This is a genomic window from Microcoleus sp. AT3-A2, from assembly GCF_036705685.1.
GTDB lineage: Bacteria > Cyanobacteriota > Cyanobacteriia > Cyanobacteriales > Microcoleaceae > Microcoleus.
Map to the genome: position 1 here is coordinate 50,368 of NZ_JAUBVF010000020.1, position 18,703 is coordinate 69,070.

17 protein-coding genes and 1 pseudogene are annotated in these 18,703 nt (G+C 44.0%); 11 read left to right on the forward strand and 7 right to left on the reverse strand.

Annotated elements, in window-relative coordinates; genetic code table 11:
• Window positions 1-84: 84 nt before the first annotated feature.
• Window positions 85-1,140, reverse strand: a complete 1,056-nt coding sequence (locus QUB37_RS13825) for an alpha/beta fold hydrolase (RefSeq protein ID WP_333162812.1) — start codon at window positions 1,138-1,140, stop codon at window positions 85-87.
• Window positions 1,141-1,527: 387 nt separating this feature from the next.
• On the opposite strand from QUB37_RS13825, the gene QUB37_RS13830 reads away from it, so the two are divergent.
• From QUB37_RS13830 to QUB37_RS13840, 3 genes and pseudogenes are all read left to right on the forward strand, one after another.
• Window positions 1,528-2,010: a DNA cytosine methyltransferase gene (locus QUB37_RS13830; RefSeq protein WP_333162814.1), complete on the forward strand. Its 483-nt coding sequence runs from the start codon at window positions 1,528-1,530 to the stop codon at window positions 2,008-2,010.
• A gap of 35 nt (window positions 2,011-2,045) precedes the next feature.
• Window positions 2,046-3,118 (forward strand): ISKra4 family transposase gene (locus tag QUB37_RS13835; RefSeq protein WP_333162816.1). Its coding sequence is split into 2 segments (ribosomal slippage): window positions 2,046-2,199 and window positions 2,199-3,118, totalling 1,074 coding nucleotides; the frame shifts between segments, so codons are not numbered across the junction.
• A 17-nt stretch (window positions 3,119-3,135) separates the two neighbouring features.
• Window positions 3,136-3,909 (forward strand): annotated as a pseudogene (locus tag QUB37_RS13840) (DNA cytosine methyltransferase); the annotation flags it as partial.
• Between the two features lie 24 nt (window positions 3,910-3,933).
• Here the strand turns inward: QUB37_RS13840 and QUB37_RS13845 are convergent.
• The 4 genes from QUB37_RS13845 to QUB37_RS13860 all read right to left on the reverse strand — a co-directional run bounded on the left by QUB37_RS13845 (window position 3,934) and on the right by QUB37_RS13860 (window position 7,980).
• Window positions 3,934-6,354 carry a dynamin family protein gene (locus QUB37_RS13845; protein ID WP_333162817.1) on the reverse strand — a complete coding sequence of 807 codons (2,421 nt, stop codon included), beginning with the start codon at window positions 6,352-6,354 and terminating at the stop codon, window positions 3,934-3,936.
• Window positions 6,355-6,407: 53 nt separating this feature from the next.
• Complete coding sequence (locus QUB37_RS13850) at window positions 6,408-6,638, reverse strand: type II toxin-antitoxin system HicB family antitoxin (RefSeq protein WP_333162819.1); 231 nt, start codon at window positions 6,636-6,638, stop codon at window positions 6,408-6,410.
• Window positions 6,639-6,716: 78 nt separating this feature from the next.
• Window positions 6,717-7,514, reverse strand: a complete 798-nt coding sequence (locus tag QUB37_RS13855) for a PIN domain-containing protein (protein ID WP_333162821.1) — start codon at window positions 7,512-7,514, stop codon at window positions 6,717-6,719.
• 19 nt (window positions 7,515-7,533) lie between these two features.
• On the reverse strand, window positions 7,534-7,980 hold the full coding sequence (locus tag QUB37_RS13860; RefSeq protein WP_333162822.1) for a helix-turn-helix domain-containing protein: 447 nt from the start codon (window positions 7,978-7,980) through the stop codon (window positions 7,534-7,536).
• Window positions 7,981-8,291: 311 nt separating this feature from the next.
• Between QUB37_RS13860 and purB the strand changes: the two genes are divergently transcribed.
• Window positions 8,292-9,587 (forward strand): adenylosuccinate lyase, encoded by a 1,296-nt coding sequence (gene purB, locus QUB37_RS13865; protein WP_333162824.1) that lies wholly within the window; start codon window positions 8,292-8,294, stop codon window positions 9,585-9,587.
• A 300-nt stretch (window positions 9,588-9,887) separates the two neighbouring features.
• Window positions 9,888-10,613 (forward strand): M15 family metallopeptidase, encoded by a 726-nt coding sequence (locus QUB37_RS13870; RefSeq protein ID WP_333162826.1) that lies wholly within the window; start codon window positions 9,888-9,890, stop codon window positions 10,611-10,613.
• Window positions 10,614-10,687: 74 nt separating this feature from the next.
• On the opposite strand, the gene QUB37_RS13875 is transcribed toward QUB37_RS13870, so the two are convergent.
• Window positions 10,688-11,527 (reverse strand): SH3 domain-containing protein, encoded by an 840-nt coding sequence (locus tag QUB37_RS13875; RefSeq protein WP_333162828.1) that lies wholly within the window; start codon window positions 11,525-11,527, stop codon window positions 10,688-10,690.
• Window positions 11,528-11,772: 245 nt separating this feature from the next.
• Between QUB37_RS13875 and QUB37_RS13880 the strand changes: the two genes are divergently transcribed.
• Window positions 11,773-13,140 (forward strand): NACHT domain-containing protein, encoded by a 1,368-nt coding sequence (locus QUB37_RS13880; RefSeq protein WP_333162830.1) that lies wholly within the window; start codon window positions 11,773-11,775, stop codon window positions 13,138-13,140.
• An 81-nt stretch (window positions 13,141-13,221) separates the two neighbouring features.
• Window positions 13,222-13,467 (forward strand): type II toxin-antitoxin system HicB family antitoxin, encoded by a 246-nt coding sequence (locus QUB37_RS13885; protein WP_333162832.1) that lies wholly within the window; start codon window positions 13,222-13,224, stop codon window positions 13,465-13,467.
• 35 nt (window positions 13,468-13,502) lie between these two features.
• Here the strand turns inward: QUB37_RS13885 and QUB37_RS13890 are convergent, their stop codons facing one another.
• Window positions 13,503-14,066: a Uma2 family endonuclease gene (locus QUB37_RS13890; protein ID WP_333162834.1), complete on the reverse strand. Its 564-nt coding sequence runs from the start codon at window positions 14,064-14,066 to the stop codon at window positions 13,503-13,505.
• Window positions 14,067-14,390: 324 nt separating this feature from the next.
• On the opposite strand from QUB37_RS13890, the gene QUB37_RS13895 reads away from it, so the two are divergent.
• The 4 genes from QUB37_RS13895 to QUB37_RS13910 all read left to right on the forward strand — a co-directional run bounded on the left by QUB37_RS13895 (window position 14,391) and on the right by QUB37_RS13910 (window position 18,545).
• The gene (locus QUB37_RS13895) at window positions 14,391-15,374 is read left to right on the forward strand and encodes an alpha-ketoacid dehydrogenase subunit beta (RefSeq protein ID WP_333162835.1); all 984 of its coding nucleotides are present in this window, start codon (window positions 14,391-14,393) and stop codon (window positions 15,372-15,374) included.
• A gap of 144 nt (window positions 15,375-15,518) precedes the next feature.
• Entirely contained in the window at window positions 15,519-16,916 is a 1,398-nt protein-coding gene (gene secD, locus QUB37_RS13900; RefSeq protein WP_333162837.1) for a protein translocase subunit SecD, read from the forward strand.
• A gap of 163 nt (window positions 16,917-17,079) precedes the next feature.
• Window positions 17,080-18,048, forward strand: a complete 969-nt coding sequence (secF, locus tag QUB37_RS13905; RefSeq protein ID WP_333162839.1) for a protein translocase subunit SecF — start codon at window positions 17,080-17,082, stop codon at window positions 18,046-18,048.
• A gap of 116 nt (window positions 18,049-18,164) precedes the next feature.
• Complete coding sequence (locus QUB37_RS13910; protein ID WP_333162841.1) at window positions 18,165-18,545, forward strand: hypothetical protein; 381 nt, start codon at window positions 18,165-18,167, stop codon at window positions 18,543-18,545.
• Window positions 18,546-18,703 lie beyond the last annotated feature (158 nt).

An 18,703-nucleotide genomic window follows, 5' to 3' on the forward strand; every position in this document is an offset into this window, starting at 1 on the left:
GTTCTGGACTAGAGGGATTAAACCCCCTAATCATTTGATCCTCGCAACTATTGCCGAGGAGTGTTCAGATTTTATTTTATAATCTTAATCAACACTCAAGGTATCGAACCACTGTAAAATCCGATTCCATGCCCACCACCGATCGCTATCAGCAAATTCATTCTGACAACGTTTACTACTGATATACCCAACATGACCGCCGTAGGCTGTCAGCCCTAATTTTAAGGCTGGATTGTTCGCGCTAATGGCTTGCAACTCAGAGACAAGCACCGGATCAAACATCGGATCATCTGCTGCATAAAGGATGTAAGTGGGTTTATTGAGGTGAGGCAAAATGTGTAGAGCGCTGCTAGCCTCATAGTATTCTTCCACAGAGGAGAAACCTAACGGGCCAATTACCAGTTCATGGTCAAAGCCCCAAATGCTGTTGGCGCGTGCAATAGCGGCAGGATCGATCGCCCCCGGATGCGATGCGGCGATGTTTTTTGCTAGTTTTTTTAACTGTCGCGCGATCGCTTTTTCTAAAAATTTCCCCCACTCATCTTTAACTAGATAAGACAGAGAACGGTTCGAGTCCAAGCTGGGGCAAATCACCGCCGCGCCTGCTAGTTCTGACTCTTCGATCCCTAAGTCAGGTCCCCAATCTGCGATCGTCTGAGCTGATTTTACAGCCCACAAGGCTAATTGTCCGCCCAGGGAATAACCCGTGAACCAAAAAGGGGCGGGACATCCCATTTCTTTAGCAGCAGCAGCAATCCGAACGAAATCTTCACCTTCGTATAGACCATCAGAAGTCAGGGTGGGAGAGAGTTGGGCAGTTTTGCCGTGAGCTCGCCAGTCAAATAACACCACTGCACAGCCTTGGGCATAGGCTTTACGGCCTAATAGCCTGAGAAACCATTGATTATCCAGATCGCCAGTAATGCCGTAAGTGCCGACAATGGTATATCGGGGATTTTCGGGGATGGCAACCCAGCCGAAAATCGGGACTCCACAGGCACCCGTAAAGATGTGTTCTCGGTAAGGGGGTTCTGGGAGAGCGATCGTCTTTTCCCAGCGGCGACTAGCCCTTAATGCGGTGTACAACGTCATTAATAGGCCGTTGTTCAGCAGCCAAGGTGGAGTATAGGCAATGGTCATAAGCGGATGTGGGAAATGTCTGTCTTGTTGATGGGATTTTTTTACTTGACAGGTTGGCTATTCTAGCGAATAACCCTGAAAATCGCAATACTTTTTGAGTAAATGCACTCAAGGGCGAAGTCAAGCCAAAATATTAATGGCTATTTATTTGGAACCATTTATTGGCGAATAGAGAAGAATGCCAGCTAACGAGGTTTAGCATATTGTAGCCGATCGCCCAAACTACAAACAAAAACCTGGTTACTTTCAGAAACAGGGTTTCTGAGTCTTGCATCCCCGCGCAGATGTACAATAGGATGATCGCACTCTCCGACTCCAAGCGCGATCGATCCCTACACCCTGGCCCAAGTGGGCAACATCAGATAGAACTCAGTAAACAAATATAAAATGGAAGCAATACAACTGTCTTTATTCTCAAATGAGTCAGAACCAATTCCTGTCAAAAAGCAAAAGAAAGCAAAATTAGGACGTTACGAACGCATCCAACGCGAATTAGAAGCAAATGACTGCGACCCCTACAAGATATTCATTGATGTTGAATCTCAGTCAGTGCCAAAATCAGACTATACATTTGTCGATCTTTTTTGCGGCGCGGGCGGTATGACCCAAGGTTTATTGCAAGCAGGTTTTCGACCAGTAGCAAGTGTTGAAATTAATGCGATCGCCTCGGCAACTCATACAAAAAACTTTCCCGATTGCCATCACTTGTGCGACGATATAAAAAACTTAAATCCCCAAAAGTTGCTCGCTGAAATTGGTTCGCCAGAAGTTCATGTTGTTGTAGGCGGGCCGCCGTGTCAAGGGGGAGCATCCCACTTTTGCAATCAGTATAAATACTCAGACAATTGTCTGGCTAAGTTGATGGCATAATAGAAAGCAAATAAATTACCATAACCCAAGTTCGCATGACCCCAGAAGAACAGCAGAAGATCAAAATAAATCTCCAAGAAATAGCAGAGATCCTTTATAAAAATACCCCAGTAGACAATCTACAAAGCTTTGAATCCGTAGAACTGAGTGTGAGGGAACATTTAATTGAAACAGTAGCACCAGAAATTAACGGTTTTTTTTTAACTCGGCGGCTGGAAAAGGTTCGGGTAGAAAAAGAACCATAAAAAGTTGTGTAGGAGAAATCACTCTATCGAGCAAACAAGCCCAAAGGCTGGGAGTGAAGAAGGGAAGTCGCCTGAGTCCGAATCTGGAGAAATGTTGTTTATTATTAGTGGGAAATGAGTCTTTTGCCAATGCGGAGAGAGACCTCAAAATGTTGACAGGAATTTATGTACCCCACAGTACACAACATCGGCTATTAGAGCGTTACAAATTGCCTGAGCCTGAAACTACTGAGAAAGTAGAAGCATTGAGTATAGACGGAGGAAACGTCAGACTAAGAACTCCTTTAGGAGAAGAAAGTGTCTGGAGGAATTATAAGGCAGTTAAGTTACATGGTCAAGTAGCTGCCGCCTTCTTTCAAAATAATGCAGATTTAGTGGCGTGGGTAAATAGCCAAATTCAAAGTGAAGTAATAACTTGTTTGGGAGATGGTCATGATGGAGTGTGGAATCTGTTTAATCAAATTGGGACTACAGAGCAAAGAAGAGAGGTTTTAGATTGGTATCATTTGAGAGAAAATCTACATAAAGTAGGGGGGTCACTCAAACGACTCAGAAGAGTCGAGAGCCAACTGTGGCAAGGGTCAACAGTAGAAGCTATAGCCGAATTTATAGGAGTGAGAGCTAAAGAAAGTAAAAATTTCCAGAATTATCTCCGAAAACATCAGTCAAGAATCCCAGATTATCATAATTATCAAAATCAGGGTATTGATATTGGTTCGGGGGCTGTAGAGTCTTTAATTAAACAGATTGGAGCAAGAATTAAGATTGTAGGTGCACAGTGGAACGAAAAAAATGTGCCTCAAATTTTAAGACTCAGATGTGCATATTTAAATAATGAGATTAAAATGGGTAGGTATGCTTAGTTAAAAAGCGGGATGCTCCCTGTCAAGGCTTCTCAGTTGCAGGAAAACGCGACCCCAACGACCCTCGAAATCGCCTCTTTAGAGAGTTTGTCCGCGTTGTCTCTGAAATACGTCCTTGGTATATTGTCATGGAAAACGTACCCGGAATATTGACTATACAAAAAGGAGCTGTTAAGCAAGCCATTTGCGCGGCTTTTCGGGAAATTGGCTATCCCCATATGTCCGTTGCTGTTCTGGAATCAGCCGCCTATGGAGTCGCGCAAATCCGCCCGCGAGCTATTTTTATTGCCAATAGATTTGGGATGCAAAATCCCTATCCGAAGCCGCAATTGTTTCCAGAACAATACCAAGCGATTGAGTCAGCAATTGATGATTTACCAGAATATACTCGCATACCGGAAATTAACCACGAATGGACTCGTCATTCTGTTGAGTACATGGAAAGACTTGCTAAAGTTCCACCAGGCGGTTCTTTGTATGAAAGCTACGCCGATGCTTTCAAGCGACAGTATCCGGGAAAACCGAGTATGACTGTTAAAGAAAATCACGGCGGCACTCATATTCATCCTTATCTTAATCGCGTGATTTCAGCTCGCGAAATGGCTAGATTGCAAACTTTCCCGGATTCATTTATTTTTGAAGGTTCGATGAAAAAGGCAATGTGGCAAATTGGAAATGCCGTGCCGCCTCGTTTGGCGGAGTGTATCGGCTTGGCACTTATTCCATATTTGACTGATATTGCACTTAACAAACCTAGCTTAGTTAATAAGTTCCTGTTCCAGAAATCTTAAATTAGTAAAAAACGTAAGCGCATCTCAGCTTGCTATTAATGATTTTGTCTGACTCAGAAGTTCATTAGCCTTCTCTTTCAACTTATCCACCTGTAATTTATCATTACCTACTGAAAATGATTCAAGCGCTTGCTTTAATTCTTTCAGTGTTTCTAAAGGTAAAGCTTGAGCTTTTAGTGATTGCTCCAAATCCTTCCTATAATCACCTAGAAGAGAGTCTAGAGCCTCAAAGTACCTTTTAATTTGTCGATCCAATGATTGCTCAATCAATCGGTTAGATTGTTCTTGAATTTCTTCGACTTTGTTGTCAAAGAATTTAACTATTTCACCCTTGAAAAGGATTATGTTAACTGTATATCTTTCTTTATATACAAATTTGTCTAAGTCCACACGGAACCAACCAACAACGGCGCTAACTGCACCATAAATTGTGCTCAGTATTGGATTGTTAGCTACCATTGCCACTAAACGAGCAGCAAACTGCACCAACAAACCATCAAATGCTCCTTCTAACAATGCTGCGAGTAAATCAGATAACCCATATCCTCGGAATTCAAGATCCGGGGTATTCACTTCTATGTGAATATTAACTAGCTTGTGTATATCTGGCTTAAAAATAACATCAAAATCTCTTTTTAACCGATCTTGAGCGCGTTCAATAATAGGCTTAGTTTTATTATCTAGTAACTCGGATAATTTTTGAATCCTGCCTTCAGTCTGTTTATCCGTCTCTTTACAAGCGACATCCAATTGACGTTCAATAATTTGCTTCGCCGAAGCTGCTATTTGCTCAGCGAATAGCTTGGCATCTTGCTTACTATCAAATTCAAATTCATCCTTATCTCTATTAAAGATGTTGGATATGTCGCCCCACAAATTGGAAAATACTTTTATAGCAGAATCTAAAACATATTTTTTCAATAGTGTATCAAGTTCGTTTTTTACGTCTTTTTTGAGGTTTTCTAGGTTGGCGTTTACGGTTTCCTTTATTTGCTTTTTTGTTTGGGCAACCTCTTTATCTAGATTCCGACGGCAATCAGCTAGACTAGAAAGCTCTTTTTTAAGATCCTCAATTGCTTGCTGGAGCTTTTCAGCATTACTGTTAATGTAAGTCAGGTCATTTTTTGCATTATTACATAAATCATCTAGATTAATAAGACAACGATTCAATGCAAACTCCATGCAGCGGGGGGCAACTTGTAGCAAAATTACATTAATTGCTTCTTCCAGAAAAGATGCAAACTTTGATGCTTCCCAAAGTTTTACCGCTATCTTTTGTAATTTATCTACAGTTGCCTCCTTCAGTTCATCTTCCCAATTAACAGGCCAGAATTCTCTAGCTAATGCTTCGGCAGCTTCAGGATCTTTAATATCTTGACTACTGAGAGATGATTGACGGAGAAAATCCTTAGCGCAGAATGCTTGCCTAGCCGAAACTTCAAATACGTGGTCTGTGTCGCCCAGTTTGAGGTTATTAGCAACAAATTGTTTTACCATTTCGGTATTTATGTCACCTGGACGACGCTGATCGATTTTATTAACTAAAACATATAAATTTTCTTGACTGCTTGTTCTGATAACTTTTTGAACTTCTGCTTTAATTTTTTCGGCTGCTTCAGCCCTCAATTCAGTAAAATTAAGAACAAGTAGCACAAGTTGGCTACGCTTAAGTTGCTTGGAAACTACAATTTCTAGTTTTTCGCTGACTCCGGCTTCACTTGGCCCAGGCGTATCAACGATTACAAGATTACCTAGCTTCTCTAGTTGTTGATTTTGCTGTGTTCTGAAAAAAGGAGTTTCGATAGATGGAATGTCATTGTCATTGAGCAACTGGAGAGGATCTTGATCTTGGGATACTGCCAAAATGTTGCAAAGACGGATAATATGATTCAACTCTGTCAGGATTTTGTTAATATTTTTACTGCCATAGATTTCTTCGGAAATTCCAAAATCTGTATCACTGTAAATTTCTTGGAGTAAACTTGCTAAATGCGGATATTCACCAGTATGTTTAAGAACTTCTTCCATCCCTTGCTGCTCAATTTTCAGCCTGATAGCATCCAATGCTTTCTTAAATGCTTCACAGATTCTAGGACTCAATTTTAGAATCGGCTCTGCTGCATTTTCTTTCAATACAATCTCTGTTGGCAGTGTGGTCATCGCTGTAGCAGAACTTGGCAGGAGTTCTTGACCAATAATAGCATTAATAATTTTGGATTTGCCAGCATTCATCGGTGCGGCAATAGCCATCCTGAGTTTTAGGTCTGTGACTGTACCAATCTCCTTTGCAATTTCCTGTTGATATATCTGGTACTTGTTTTCTGAGCTATCCTCCGACTTAAGTTCTTTGCTAGCGCGACCCATCAGAGTGCTAACTTCTTGTAACAGGGAAATCACCTGTCTTTGCAGGTCTTGGACATTTGGGTTGGAGGTTTGAGAAGTCATAGGGTTTTTAGTTGGTGTTTATGGTGAATGGTAGCAGAAATTGTATAACAACTCTACGCTATCTGTAATCGTTTTCCCAATGTCTGAGGTTCTGGTAGAGGTTTGCCATCTTCTTGATAAAGTTCAATCAAGGTTTCTAACAATTCTTGTCCGTGTTTTGCCGCTTCCTCGTAAGTGTGTCCGTGAGTGCAAGGCTGCATGACATCGGTAAACTCAGGCCAACTGACAACAAAAAGTCGATCTTCTTCTGACCACTGGATGATGAGACTGTAACGGCTATTCATTCTTCTATCTCCTTTAGCTCCTGCAAATCGGTTATTTTAATCAGCTTGTTGCTCCTAAACCTTATTTATTGTTAATTCTCAATCCCAGCTTTGAGCAAATATTTTTAAGGCTTTGACATCATCTGATGAGATATTCCCCTCAATTTCCTGATTCTGAAATCGTAGAATTTCACCTCTACCATCTTTCGCAGTAATTGTAAGTGTTTTTTCTTGCTGCCAAATACGATACCGCTCTCCCTCAAGAAATTTACCGCCTTCGGGTATTTGTCTGCCGTAGTTCCTTAAGACTGTTTCCGCAGTTTGCACAATATCTAGACTATATTCATATAACAAAATATCACTAGCAAATTTGGGCATACCTGCTTTTTTTTCCAAAAATTCAAGTAATTCAGCAACAGTCTTCGGAGGTTTTTTGTACCTTTCCGACTGTTGCCCTAATAATCTCACTATTAAGTCCGGGTATTCGTCAAATAGCTCGCTCATAAACTCATCAGGTGACAGCGATTTGATGTTCCAAGGAGCTAAATCCTTTTCTTTGAAATCCGCTAGATTGCTGGTAACAATGACATCAGCCTTGGCTGTTACAGCAGCAGCAAGAACATGACGGTCTTTAGGGTCATTTTTCATGATTTGCTCTAAGCCGACAGGTACTTCAATTATTGCTTCGGGAAAGGCTGTATTGATTTCCGCTTCAAGATGGATTGCTTTCTCCTGGCATAATATCCCTTGGCGGACAAGGTTGCTCATTGCTTCATCCAGGATTTTCTGCGACCAATAGGGTAAATACAGACCAGCCTCGGCGGTGGAAAGCAGAGTATCGCGCAGATACATAGGAAACAGGACACAAGCATCGAGGACAACACTAAGCTTAGACATATTAATGTTGGAATTATTTCTATGCCTCGTACAAACCAGCTTCTTCGGTCATCTCGATTAGCCGATCCAAGTGTTTGCGACGTTTGTTGTCTCGATGTTCTTTATATAAAGTTAAATCCTCCAAACGAATACGTCTATGCTTTCCTACTTTGATACAAGGAATTTCTCCCTGGTCTAGTAACTTGACCAGAAATGGTCGGGATACATTCAGAATATCAGCAGCTTCTTGTGTTGTCAGTTCGTGATTGTGAGGTACTAGAGAGATAGCTTGACCTGATGCCATTGCACGCACGATCTGACGCAAAATGCTGTAGACTGATTCAGGAATTACTATCTCTTCTCCGTTACTTCCGACTAATTTTGGTTGTGCAAATTCGTGGCTGAGAATCCGATCTAATTTTGCTATTTCTTCTTGTTTTTGTTCGGGAATCAAAACTGACTCAAGCGATGCTTTTTGGTTCAACATAATTAATCTCTTTTTTGATGTGATAGTTTTTGAAGCACAGAGTCAATATTTTATGCCTCAGCAGACAGAATCTGCGATCGGGGAAAACCTGTGCAGCCATTGCTGGAAGGGGTATGTAAGTATTTGGCCGGCATATACTTGGTTGTTTCCTTGACGATAACACTTACTGTGCCATAAACGCAATATCCGAAACAGACGAAATATTCAAACTCAGAAGAGGGATAGTTCGATCGCCCCAAATTCCCCATCCCGACTGAAGACAGAGGCCTCGCAGATGTACAATAGGACGATCGCATTCCCCAACTCCCACCGTGATAGAGCGCTACACCTTGCCCGAAATGGGCAACATCTGGACTGAAACCGCCAAACTCAAAACCTGGCTGCAAGTAGAAATCGCTGTCTGCGAAGCTCAAGCCGAACTCGGCTACATCCCCGCCGCCGCAGTCGAAGAAATCAAAGCTAAGGCTAATTTTGACCCCAAACGAGTCCTCGAAATTGAAGCGGAAGTCCGCCACGACATGATCGCCTTCTTGACAAATGTCAACGAATATGTAGGCGATGCCGGCCGCTACATTCACCTCGGCTTAACCAGTTCCGACGTGCTCGATACCGCTTTGGCGCTGCAATTAGTCGCCAGCGTCAATATCTTGTTAGAACGTGTCGAAGAATTGAGTCAAGCTATTCGCTATCAGGCTCAACAGCATCGCAATACCGTCATGGTTGGCCGATCGCACGGAATTCACGCCGAACCCATCACCTTTGGCTTTAAACTAGCAGGATGGCTGGCAGAAGTGTTTCGCAGCCGCGCCCGATTAGTGAATTTGCGATCGTCCATTGCAGTCGGCAAAATCTCCGGCGCAGTCGGAACCTATGCTAATATTGACCCGCGAATTGAAGCGATCGCCTGTCAAAACCTCGGACTCGAACCCGATACCGCATCTACTCAAGTCATTTCGCGCGATCGACACGCCGAATACGTCCAAACCTTAGCACTCTTAGCAGCATCGATCGAGCGTTTTGCAGTAGAAATCCGCAACCTGCAACGCACCGACGTTCTCGAAGTCGAAGAATTCTTTTCCAAAGGGCAAAAAGGCTCATCCGCCATGCCCCACAAACGCAACCCGATTCGATCGGAAAGACTGACAGGGATGGCAAGAATTGTCCGCGCCAATGCCGTCGCAGCCTTAGAAAACGTGGCGCTTTGGCACGAAAGAGACATCTCTCACAGTTCCGTAGAACGGATGATTTTGCCCGACAGTTCTACAGTAACTCACTTCATGTTAGTAGAAACCACAGACTTAGTAAAACACCTGCTAGTCTATCCCGAAAACATGAAGCAAAACATGAACCTTTACGGCGGAGTCATCTTCAGCCAGCGCGTGATGTTAGCTTTAGTAGAAAAAGGCACGAGTCGCGAAGACGCCTACAAAATTGTGCAATCTTGTGCTCACGAAGCTTGGAACAAACCGGGCGGCAATTTCTACAATTTAATTGCTAAGGACGATCGGGTAACGGCTAAGATGACGACCAAAGAAATTGATGATTGTTTCGATCCGCAGTATCAATTGAGGCATTTAGATTTAGTGTATCAGCGCTTGGGAATTTGAGGACAATTAACAATTGAAAATGACTCATAGAGAGAAGTGATTTATCATTCTCGCGCTTGTCCCACAGTCCGCCGGGGGTTAAAACCCCCGTCTCATAGCTAAAGTCGGTTAAAACCGACTGAAAGACTCATAAAATAAAAGTTTTAGAGAACTATTTCAGTCCTCTTCAGAGGACTTTAGCTGTGAGACAGGGGTTTCAACCCCTGTCGGTCTGGCGGGCTGACAGACCACACGAAAAGCGGGAAAATTCCCCAAAATATCAAATGTAAAAACTCTATTAAATCTCCACTTAACAGAGCTATGAAATTAAACCGATTTACAAGATATCTAATTCTATTCATCCTCGTATTACTATCTACAACCACACTGAATTATACAACATCTATTCGCGCCCAGGAGCCGCCACAAGTGCAAAATACCCAACCAGAATCAAACCCAGTAGTACCTGAAAGTATTTTCATGAGTCAACTTCCCAGTGGGGCGCGACTGGTTGACATCCGCACCGTAAATCCCAACATTCGCCTCGATATCCGATACGCCACTACTAATAATTTCTTGAAACGGAAACTTTACACTATATCGAAATGCGCTTTGAGAAGTTCCGTTGCTCAACAGTTAGGGCTAGTTCAAACAGATTTGGAAAAAATCGGATTGGGTTTGAAAGTTTACGATTGCTACAGGCCTTTCTCTGTGACTAAGCAAATGTGGCAAGCTTGGCCAGATCCGCGCTATGTTGCTAATCCTGCTAGGGGTTCGCGACACAATCGCGGTGCTGCTATTGATTTGACTTTAGTCGATCGCACTGGCAAAGAATTGGAAATGCCAACACCTTACGATGATTTTACCGAAAAAGCTCACGGAGATTATCAAGGCGGCAGCGCCGAATCTCGGAAAAATCGTCAAGTGCTTAAGGATGCGATGAAAAAACACGGATTTATGAGTATCACAACTGAATGGTGGCACTTTGATTCGGAAGATTGGCAGAAATTTGCGATTCTTGATATATCGCTTGGAACGATTCCTTAATTATACTATTGATTAAAAGTTGCATATCCGGTTAGGGAGACGGCACTGCCGTCTCCCTAAATATGTCAGAAAACTTATCGTAATTTAACCGAAAATTCGTATTCGTATCCCCGGAAATTTGAGTTTAGTTCTAATGTGTAATTGCCAGTTACTGGCACTTTTCCAGTCCACTCTGTTTCATTGCCTTGATAAGCATCTCCTGCTAAAAGCTTGCCACCAGGAGTTATAATTTGGGGGAAAACATCTTTGCGATTCCTAACAGTCATAGTTTGACCTTTTCGGGCGCGAATCCGGTAAGAGTGGGTGCCTCCGCCGATAATTCGACCTTTAACAATTGCCTCATCTCCTCCCCGCCGAAAATTAATCTGCTGGTTGACGTTAGAACAACTGCTTTCGGTGCGGTTTTTGGCAATCCAACCGGGCGGATCGTTAATTCGCAGCCAACCGTTTTGTTCTTCGACGACTGAAACAAAGGTATTATTTTTAAGTCTTCCTACTATGTTGCTGCCCCTTACTTGCGGGATCGATCGCACATTTAGCGGTGGATTCGGATCGCTGACTACAGCTTGGCTGATTTTGCAACCCGAATTTGGCGGTGTGACAACTACTGGCTCAACTTTTGGCCCAGAAACTCCTGCAACTAGCGAGGATTGAAGTGCTGGGGTTTTTGCAGGTTGGGGTTCGGATTTCGGAGATTGTGCGGCCTGGGTTTGTGCTTGCAGAGGTTCTGGTTGCCGAGATTCAAGGTTGTTCGTCGGCCCTGCAATCTGGTTTGTGGTGGATGCCGGTGATTCTGCAAGGGGAGGATGGGATTGTTTCATCGCACCCGACTGTATAGTGGCAACAGCTACTCCCACCGCTGTTGCCACTCCTGCTAAGCTTACTGTGATGATTTGAGCCTTCGTAAATGACATAAAAAACCCTCTCTGTATCTATACTAATAATTTTTGTTTGGGAGTTGAGGCGATCGCCAGTTAATTTATAGTGGAAATACCTAGTGCGGGCCACAGGGTCAGGATTTTTATATAAAATTTTACATGGATAATTGTCGCAATAATTTGAGTCAATATATACTGGACGCCTATACTGATGGTAATCTTGCTCTGGGGTATTTGCGCGCAAATTTGCGAAAGTAAGCGTTCAGCGCGAGGTACATAAAATGTCAAAATTGATTCCTCTGAGATTACAACCGCCTCGCGATCGATTGTTGGAGGAGGTGAAGCAGGAAGTCCAAGCAGGACGATCGCAGTCTTTGCACGCCGCTGTGCTGGCTAACCTCAGTCAAGACTCGCCGCCAACGGGTGTTAACCGCTGTTGGGATGTGGAAGTGAAAGCCGGCAACCGTCCGAGTTTTCGGCTTCCTCCCAAAGCCAGCATTGCTAAAGTGTTCGATCGCAGCGGTGGCAAATTGGTAATTTTGGGAGCCACGGGTGCAGGCAAAACTACAACGCTGCTAGAATTAGCTCGCGTGTTAATTTCCCGCGCCCAAAAAGATGCTAGTTTTCCAGTACCAGTGCTGTTTGAACTCGGATCATGGAAAGCAGAACCCGGGGCGATCGCAGATTGGTTAATTGCTCAACTTCACTTCAAATACGGCATCTCTCCTGCTGTTGGCAAAAAATGGCTTGCCGAACAACAATTGCTGCCTCTCCTCGACGGCTTGGACGAAGTAGAAACCGACCGCCAAAATATCTGCATTCAAGCAATCAATCAGTTTGTTGAAAGCGAATTTAAACCCAAACATTTAGTAGCTTGCAGCAGTTTTGAAGCTTACAAAAACTGCCAGACTAGATTTCGCCTGCAAGCAGCGGTTTTATTGAAACCTTTAACAGAAACTAAAATTCAGAATTATCTGCTAGAAGCCAGAAGCCGCGAACTTTGGTACAGCATTGAGCACGAGCCGGAGTTGTTGAAATTGGCAAAAGTTCCCTTGCTTTTGAGCATGATGGCTTTGGCTTACGACGATATTTTAATTGAAGCTTGGAAGCGCATAACTTCCGCAGAAGAACAGCGCAAATATTTGTTAACTGCCTATATTCGCCACCAAATGACCGGGCAAGTCAAGCAGTATCCCAGAGGTAAGGAACTGCGGCCCGAACAAATTCGCCACTGGCTGGGATGGTTGGCGAGAAGGATGGAACAGCAAGGAATTCAAGAATTTTACCTCGATCGCATACCGTCTAGCTGGCTGCAAACAGCCGATGAACGGCGCAAGTATCAGTTTGGAGTTAAGCTGGCTGGCGGGCTGATTTGGGTGATTTTGGGATTAATTGCCACCCTAATCTCCGGGTCAATTTGGGGAATAGCTGCGGGTGCTGTTGCTGCGGTAATTAGTGCTTTGTTGCCGGGAATTCCGGGGATTGAAAGGTTTATATTGCGCCTAGTTATGTGGTCTAACGGCTACATTCCTTGGGATTACAGGCGTTTTCTCGATGCTGCGACCGATCGCCTGCTGCTGCAAAAAACTGGCGATCGGCGTTATCGATTTATTCACGATTTATTGCAAAAACATTTTTCAGAAATCTAAATGCCGGAGGTTGACAAAAACAAATATAATTGATGTAACTGTGAAGGAGATTCCAATATTCGACAAGCAAAAGGAAACTCAATGACTGTAAAATTCATTCTGAGCGAATACGTTGACAAAGCGATGGCTGAGGCTACGTATGACAAACTTGAAGATCATAGCTTTGTTGGGAAAATTCCTGTTTGCAAGGGAGTCATCGCCTTTGGTTCAACTTTAAAAGAGTGTCAAAATGAGTTGCGATCAACTTTGGAAGACTGGATTTTGCTAGGGTTGAAATTGCGACATCGAATGCCCGTCATTGACAATATTGATTTAAATATGCAATAGCTTCTCCACTACCATACACTCATCATAAAAAAAGTTTATGGTATTTTTGCCATCTGAAATAGCTTTTCAGCAGTAAATTCTAATCCATCAAAAAGTGTATCTATTAATAGCGTATCTCCCATATAAGTCTGCGGTGCTGCATCGGGGTAAAAAACTGTAATGCTTCTCGCCTTGCTATCTACTACCCAAACCCGCAATACCTTAGCATCTAAATAATCTCTCGCTTTAGCAGCTAACTGACCGAAAGTTTGTTCGGGTGAAATAATTTCTATGACTAATTCTGGGGCTACAGGACAGGCTTCATCTTGATTCCAGTCAGGAGATAAGCGTTCGTAAGAAACATATAAAATGTCTGGTACTGGCACCCAGTCTCGCCCCTGGCGGGTTAATTTTACCGCCCATTCTACACCAATTTCTCCCCGTTCCTCACCCCACTGTTCGAGGAGTTTTATTAGGCTTCTGGTGAGGCGAGAATGAAATTTTTTAGGTGACATCTTCGGTACTGCTTGCTCGTCAATAAGTTCGTAGGTAATATCGCCTTCTCCTTCGGGAAGAGCGAGAAACTCTTCCAGAGTGAGTTGAGTTTTTGTCTGGAGCATAATATTCCTCTGCTGTGGGCAGGCAAGTTATATCATTTCCGGTGTAACCGGAAATGATGTTGACTGTTGACGGTTGACTGTTCACGGCGTCAACCGTCAACCGTCAACCGTCAACCGTGAACTCGAATTTACTATTCCGATGCTAACGGATTTGATATTAGTATTATTTTAACTTAAATATTCATTGACATAATACAAATGTTATGATAAAGATTGGCAAAATCTCAGGTTTTAACTGCCGAATTTGCGATCGACTCCTAGATCGACACCCCCGAAAGGTTAAGATTCTAATCTGACCCTCCTGCAATCATTGCTTCACCTCCTATGGCAGAAACCTTATTGTTCAACGCCCTCCGCGAGGCGTTAGACGAAGAAATGGCCCGCGACTCCGCCGTATTCGTACTCGGCGAAGACGTAGGTCAATACGGCGGTTCCTATAAAGTCACCAAAGACCTCTACAACAAATACGGCGAACTTAGAGTGCTCGACACCCCGATCGCCGAAAATAGCTTTACAGGCATGGCAGTAGGCGCAGCAATGACGGGATTGCGACCGGTCATCGAAGGCATGAACATGGGCTTTTTGCTGCTGGCCTTCAACCAAATTTCCAACAACGCCGGAATGCTGCGCTACACATCCGGTGGCAACTTCAAAATGCCAATGGTAATTCGTGGGCCTGGCGGCGTGGGCCGACAACTCGGCGCCGAACACTCCCAACGCCTAGAAGCATATTTCCAAGCAGTACCGGGTTTGAAAATAGTCGCTTGTTCGACTCCCTACAACGCCAAAGGACTCTTAAAATCAGCCATCCGCGACGATAACCCCGTTCTGTTTTTCGAGCACGTCCTTCTTTACAACCTCAAAGAAAATTTGCCAGAAACAGAATATTTAGTGCCGCTGGACAAAGCAGAAATTGTGCGATCGGGCAAAGATGTCACCATCCTGACTTATTCCAGGATGCGGCACCACGTCTTGCAAGCCGTGCCAGCCCTGGTAAAAGAAGGTTACGATCCAGAAGTAATCGACCTAATTTCTCTCAAACCCCTGGACATGGAGACCATCGGCGCATCCATTCGCAAAACTCACAAAGTAATTATTGTAGAGGAGTGCATGAAAACAGGAGGCATTGGTGCCGAACTCATTGCTTCGATTAGCGATCGATTTTTTGACGAACTCGACGCACCGGTTTTGCGCCTGTCTTCACAAGATATTCCCACACCTTACAACGGCAATTTGGAAAGACTGACAATTGTCCAACCCAATCAAATTGTCGAAGCAGTCCAAAAAATGGTAGCTTTGCGAGTATAAATAGTGATTAGTCAGTAGTCATTGGTTGACTGTTGACTGTTGACTGATGACTGTTGACTGATGACTGATGACTGATGACTAAAATCTGCCAACTGCCAACTGTCAACTGACAACTGCCAACTGACCAATGACTAATAATTAAATATGCAAAAACAACGTTCGCTATTAGCCCTAATTTTTGTTCTAATCATCGCCGCCATTACTGTAATAGTAACAATTCCGACGCGGCTGGGATTAGACTTGCAAGGAGGGTCGCAACTCACAATTCAAGTAAAAACTACGCCCACAATTCCCAAAATTGACCCGGGAATGTTAGAAGCAGTGCGGCGGATTGTCGAAAACCGCGTCAACGGTTTGGGTGTTTCCGAAGCATTAGTCCAAACAGTAGGAGAAGACCAGATTCTCGTGCAGTTGCCCGGAGTAAATGACCCGCAGCAAGCAGAACGAGTTTTGGGCGGCACGGCCAAGCTAGAATTTCTGGAACAACTGCCTGGAACAGAAGCACAATTAGCCATTGAGAGGCAGTTGCAGCAGGAATTGCTGGTCAAACAAGAAGAATTGAAAATTCGCCCGAATGAGGCTGCTATTAAAGAAAATCAGGCTGCTTTGAAAAGAAGTAATGAGGCGATCGCCAAACTCTTCAAAAGCAGCGGTCTCGGCGGCGAAAACCTCAAAGACGCTCAACCTCAACCCTTGGCGTCTGGAAACAACTGGAACGTTGCTCTTGTTTTCGATACCAAAGGAGGCGAACTCTTTGCCCAACTCACTAAAAATTTAGCAGGCACAGGACGCAGTATCGGTATTTTTCTAGACGAAAGAATGATCAGTTCTCCAGTCGTCGGAGTTGAATTTGCCCAAACAGGAATTACTGGTGGGAGTGCCGTAATTCAAGGCAACTTTACAACGCAAGAAGCCAACGATTTGGCAGTGCAATTGCGCGGTGGTGCTTTGCCGGTGCCGGTCGAAATTGTAGAAAACCGTACTGTCGGCGCTAGCTTGGGTAGAGACAGCATTCAAAGCAGTATTAACGCAGGTATCGGCGGCTTAATTTTAGTCTTGATTTTCATGGTTGCCTACTATCGACTCCCCGGCGTAATTGCCAATATTGCGCTGTTAATTTATGCTCTGTTAACTTGGGCAGCTTTCGTGCTTTTGGGAGTGACATTAACCCTGCCGGGAATTGCGGGTTTCGTGCTCAGCATCGGGATGGCGGTGGATGCTAACGTGCTGATTTTTGAGCGCACGCGGGAAGAGTTGCGGGCGGGGAAATCGCTTTATCGATCGGTCGAATCGGGTTTTTACCGCGCTTTTTCCAGCATTTTAGACGGCAACGTCACAACAGTTATTGCTTGTCTTGCTTTGTTCTCCTTGGGCGCAGGTTTAGTTAAAGGGTTTGCTGTAACTCTGGGATTGGGCGTAGTAGTGAGTATGTTTACTGCGCTCACTTGCAGCCGCACTCTGCTGTTCGTAGTATTGAGCTTTCCAGCATTGCGGAAACCTCAGTGGTTCTGTCCTAATTTGTCGAAAACTGCTAATAGTTAATGGGTAATTGGTAATTGGTAATTGGTAATTGGTAGTTGGTAATCGGTAATAGTTATCAACTACAAACCGCTAAAAATTAGTTGTAAATAATTAATTACCAATGCCCAATTACCAATGCCCAATTCCCAATTCCCAATTCCCAATTCCCAATTCCCGCTAAATTATGAAATTCAGTGTAATCAAATATCGATCGCTCTGGTGGAGTATTTCCGCCGCTATAATCCTCGCAGGTATAGTGTCGATGGCGATTTCTTGGACTCGTCCCGACATCCGCGCACCACTGCGCCCCAGTTTGGACTTTATCGGCGGCACTCGGCTGCAATTTGAACTCGACTGCACGAAACCGGAAAATTGTAAACCCATCGATCTTGCTGCTGTCCGCCAAGTCCTGGACACCCAAGGTTTGGCCGGTAGCAGCATTCAAGTTATCGGCAAAGAACAGCGCGGTTTGTCGCTGCGAACAAAAACTTTGGATGTCGAACAGCGGACTAATTTGCAAACAGCTTTGAGCGAGAAAATAGGCACTTTTGCTCCTCAATCTATTCAAATAGATACGGTTGGCCCTACCCTCGGCAAACAATTATTTACTTCGGGATTGTTGGCTTTATTTCTTTCCTTTGCTGGAATTACGGTTTATCTAACATTCCGGTTTCAGTTGGATTATGCCTTTTTTGCTTTCGTTGCTCTCTTCCACGACGTGTTAATTACTCTTGGTGTTTTCTCAATTTTGGGTTTAGTTCAAGGAGTGGAAGTTGACAGTTTATTTGTGGTAGCGCTCTTGACAATTATCGGTTTTTCTGTTAACGATACAGTAGTAATTTACGATCGCGTGCGCGAAGTAATCAAGCTGAATCCGGGACAGTCGATCGATCAAATTGTCGATGATGCGGTAATGCAGACGCTGGGAAGGTCAATTAACACGACGTTTACCACGCTGCTGACATTGTTTTCAATCTTTTTGTTTGGCGGCGAAACCCTCAAATACTTTGCTTTAGCATTGATTGTCGGTTTTATTGCGGGTGCGTATTCGAGTATTTTCGTTGCCAGCACGCTGCTAGCTTGGTGGCGCAGTCGCACCGGTCACTCCATCCCCGTCCCCGCAGAAGGAATCAACCAGTCAGAGGAAGTTTAATTGACTGTTGACGGTTAACTGGTGACGGTTAACTGTTGACGGTTAACTGTTGACTGACTAATAATAAATCCTCAATAATCAATAACCAATGATAAATGACAAATGACAAATAACAAATGACTACTGACCAAACTTTTCAAATTGAAGTCCAAAGGCTTCACAAACTAACAGTTTACGGCCGCTGGTTAACTGTGATATTGCTGTGGATTAGCGTCGGTTCTTTGAGCATTTGGGGTTTGCGACGCGAAATAGCTTTGTGGTTAGAACACTTCACTTGGGCGGCGGTGCGCTACGGTTTATCTTTTCATCGCTGGCCCACTCTCGGTTTGGGTTTGTGCTTGGGGATGACTTTAGGAGTGCTAACTTGGCAAAGTCGCAATATGATGCGAGGATTGCCCCACCGGGAAAAACAGGGTTTGGAACAACAAGTGCGCCGCATTCGCCAACAGGGGCCGAGTCATCCTTTGTGGAAGTGGGTTTGCAAAGGTTCGCGGTAGCTGACGGGCTTTATTCTTTAGTCTCAAGCGAGAGGAACGAAAGTTTGACAAGAAGCGGTTTCAACGGCCGAATCCCTAACTTTTATTCCTTCTTCCTTCTATCCTTTACATCCGTTACATCCGTTACATAATCCGTTGCCGAACTTCCTTCTATCCTT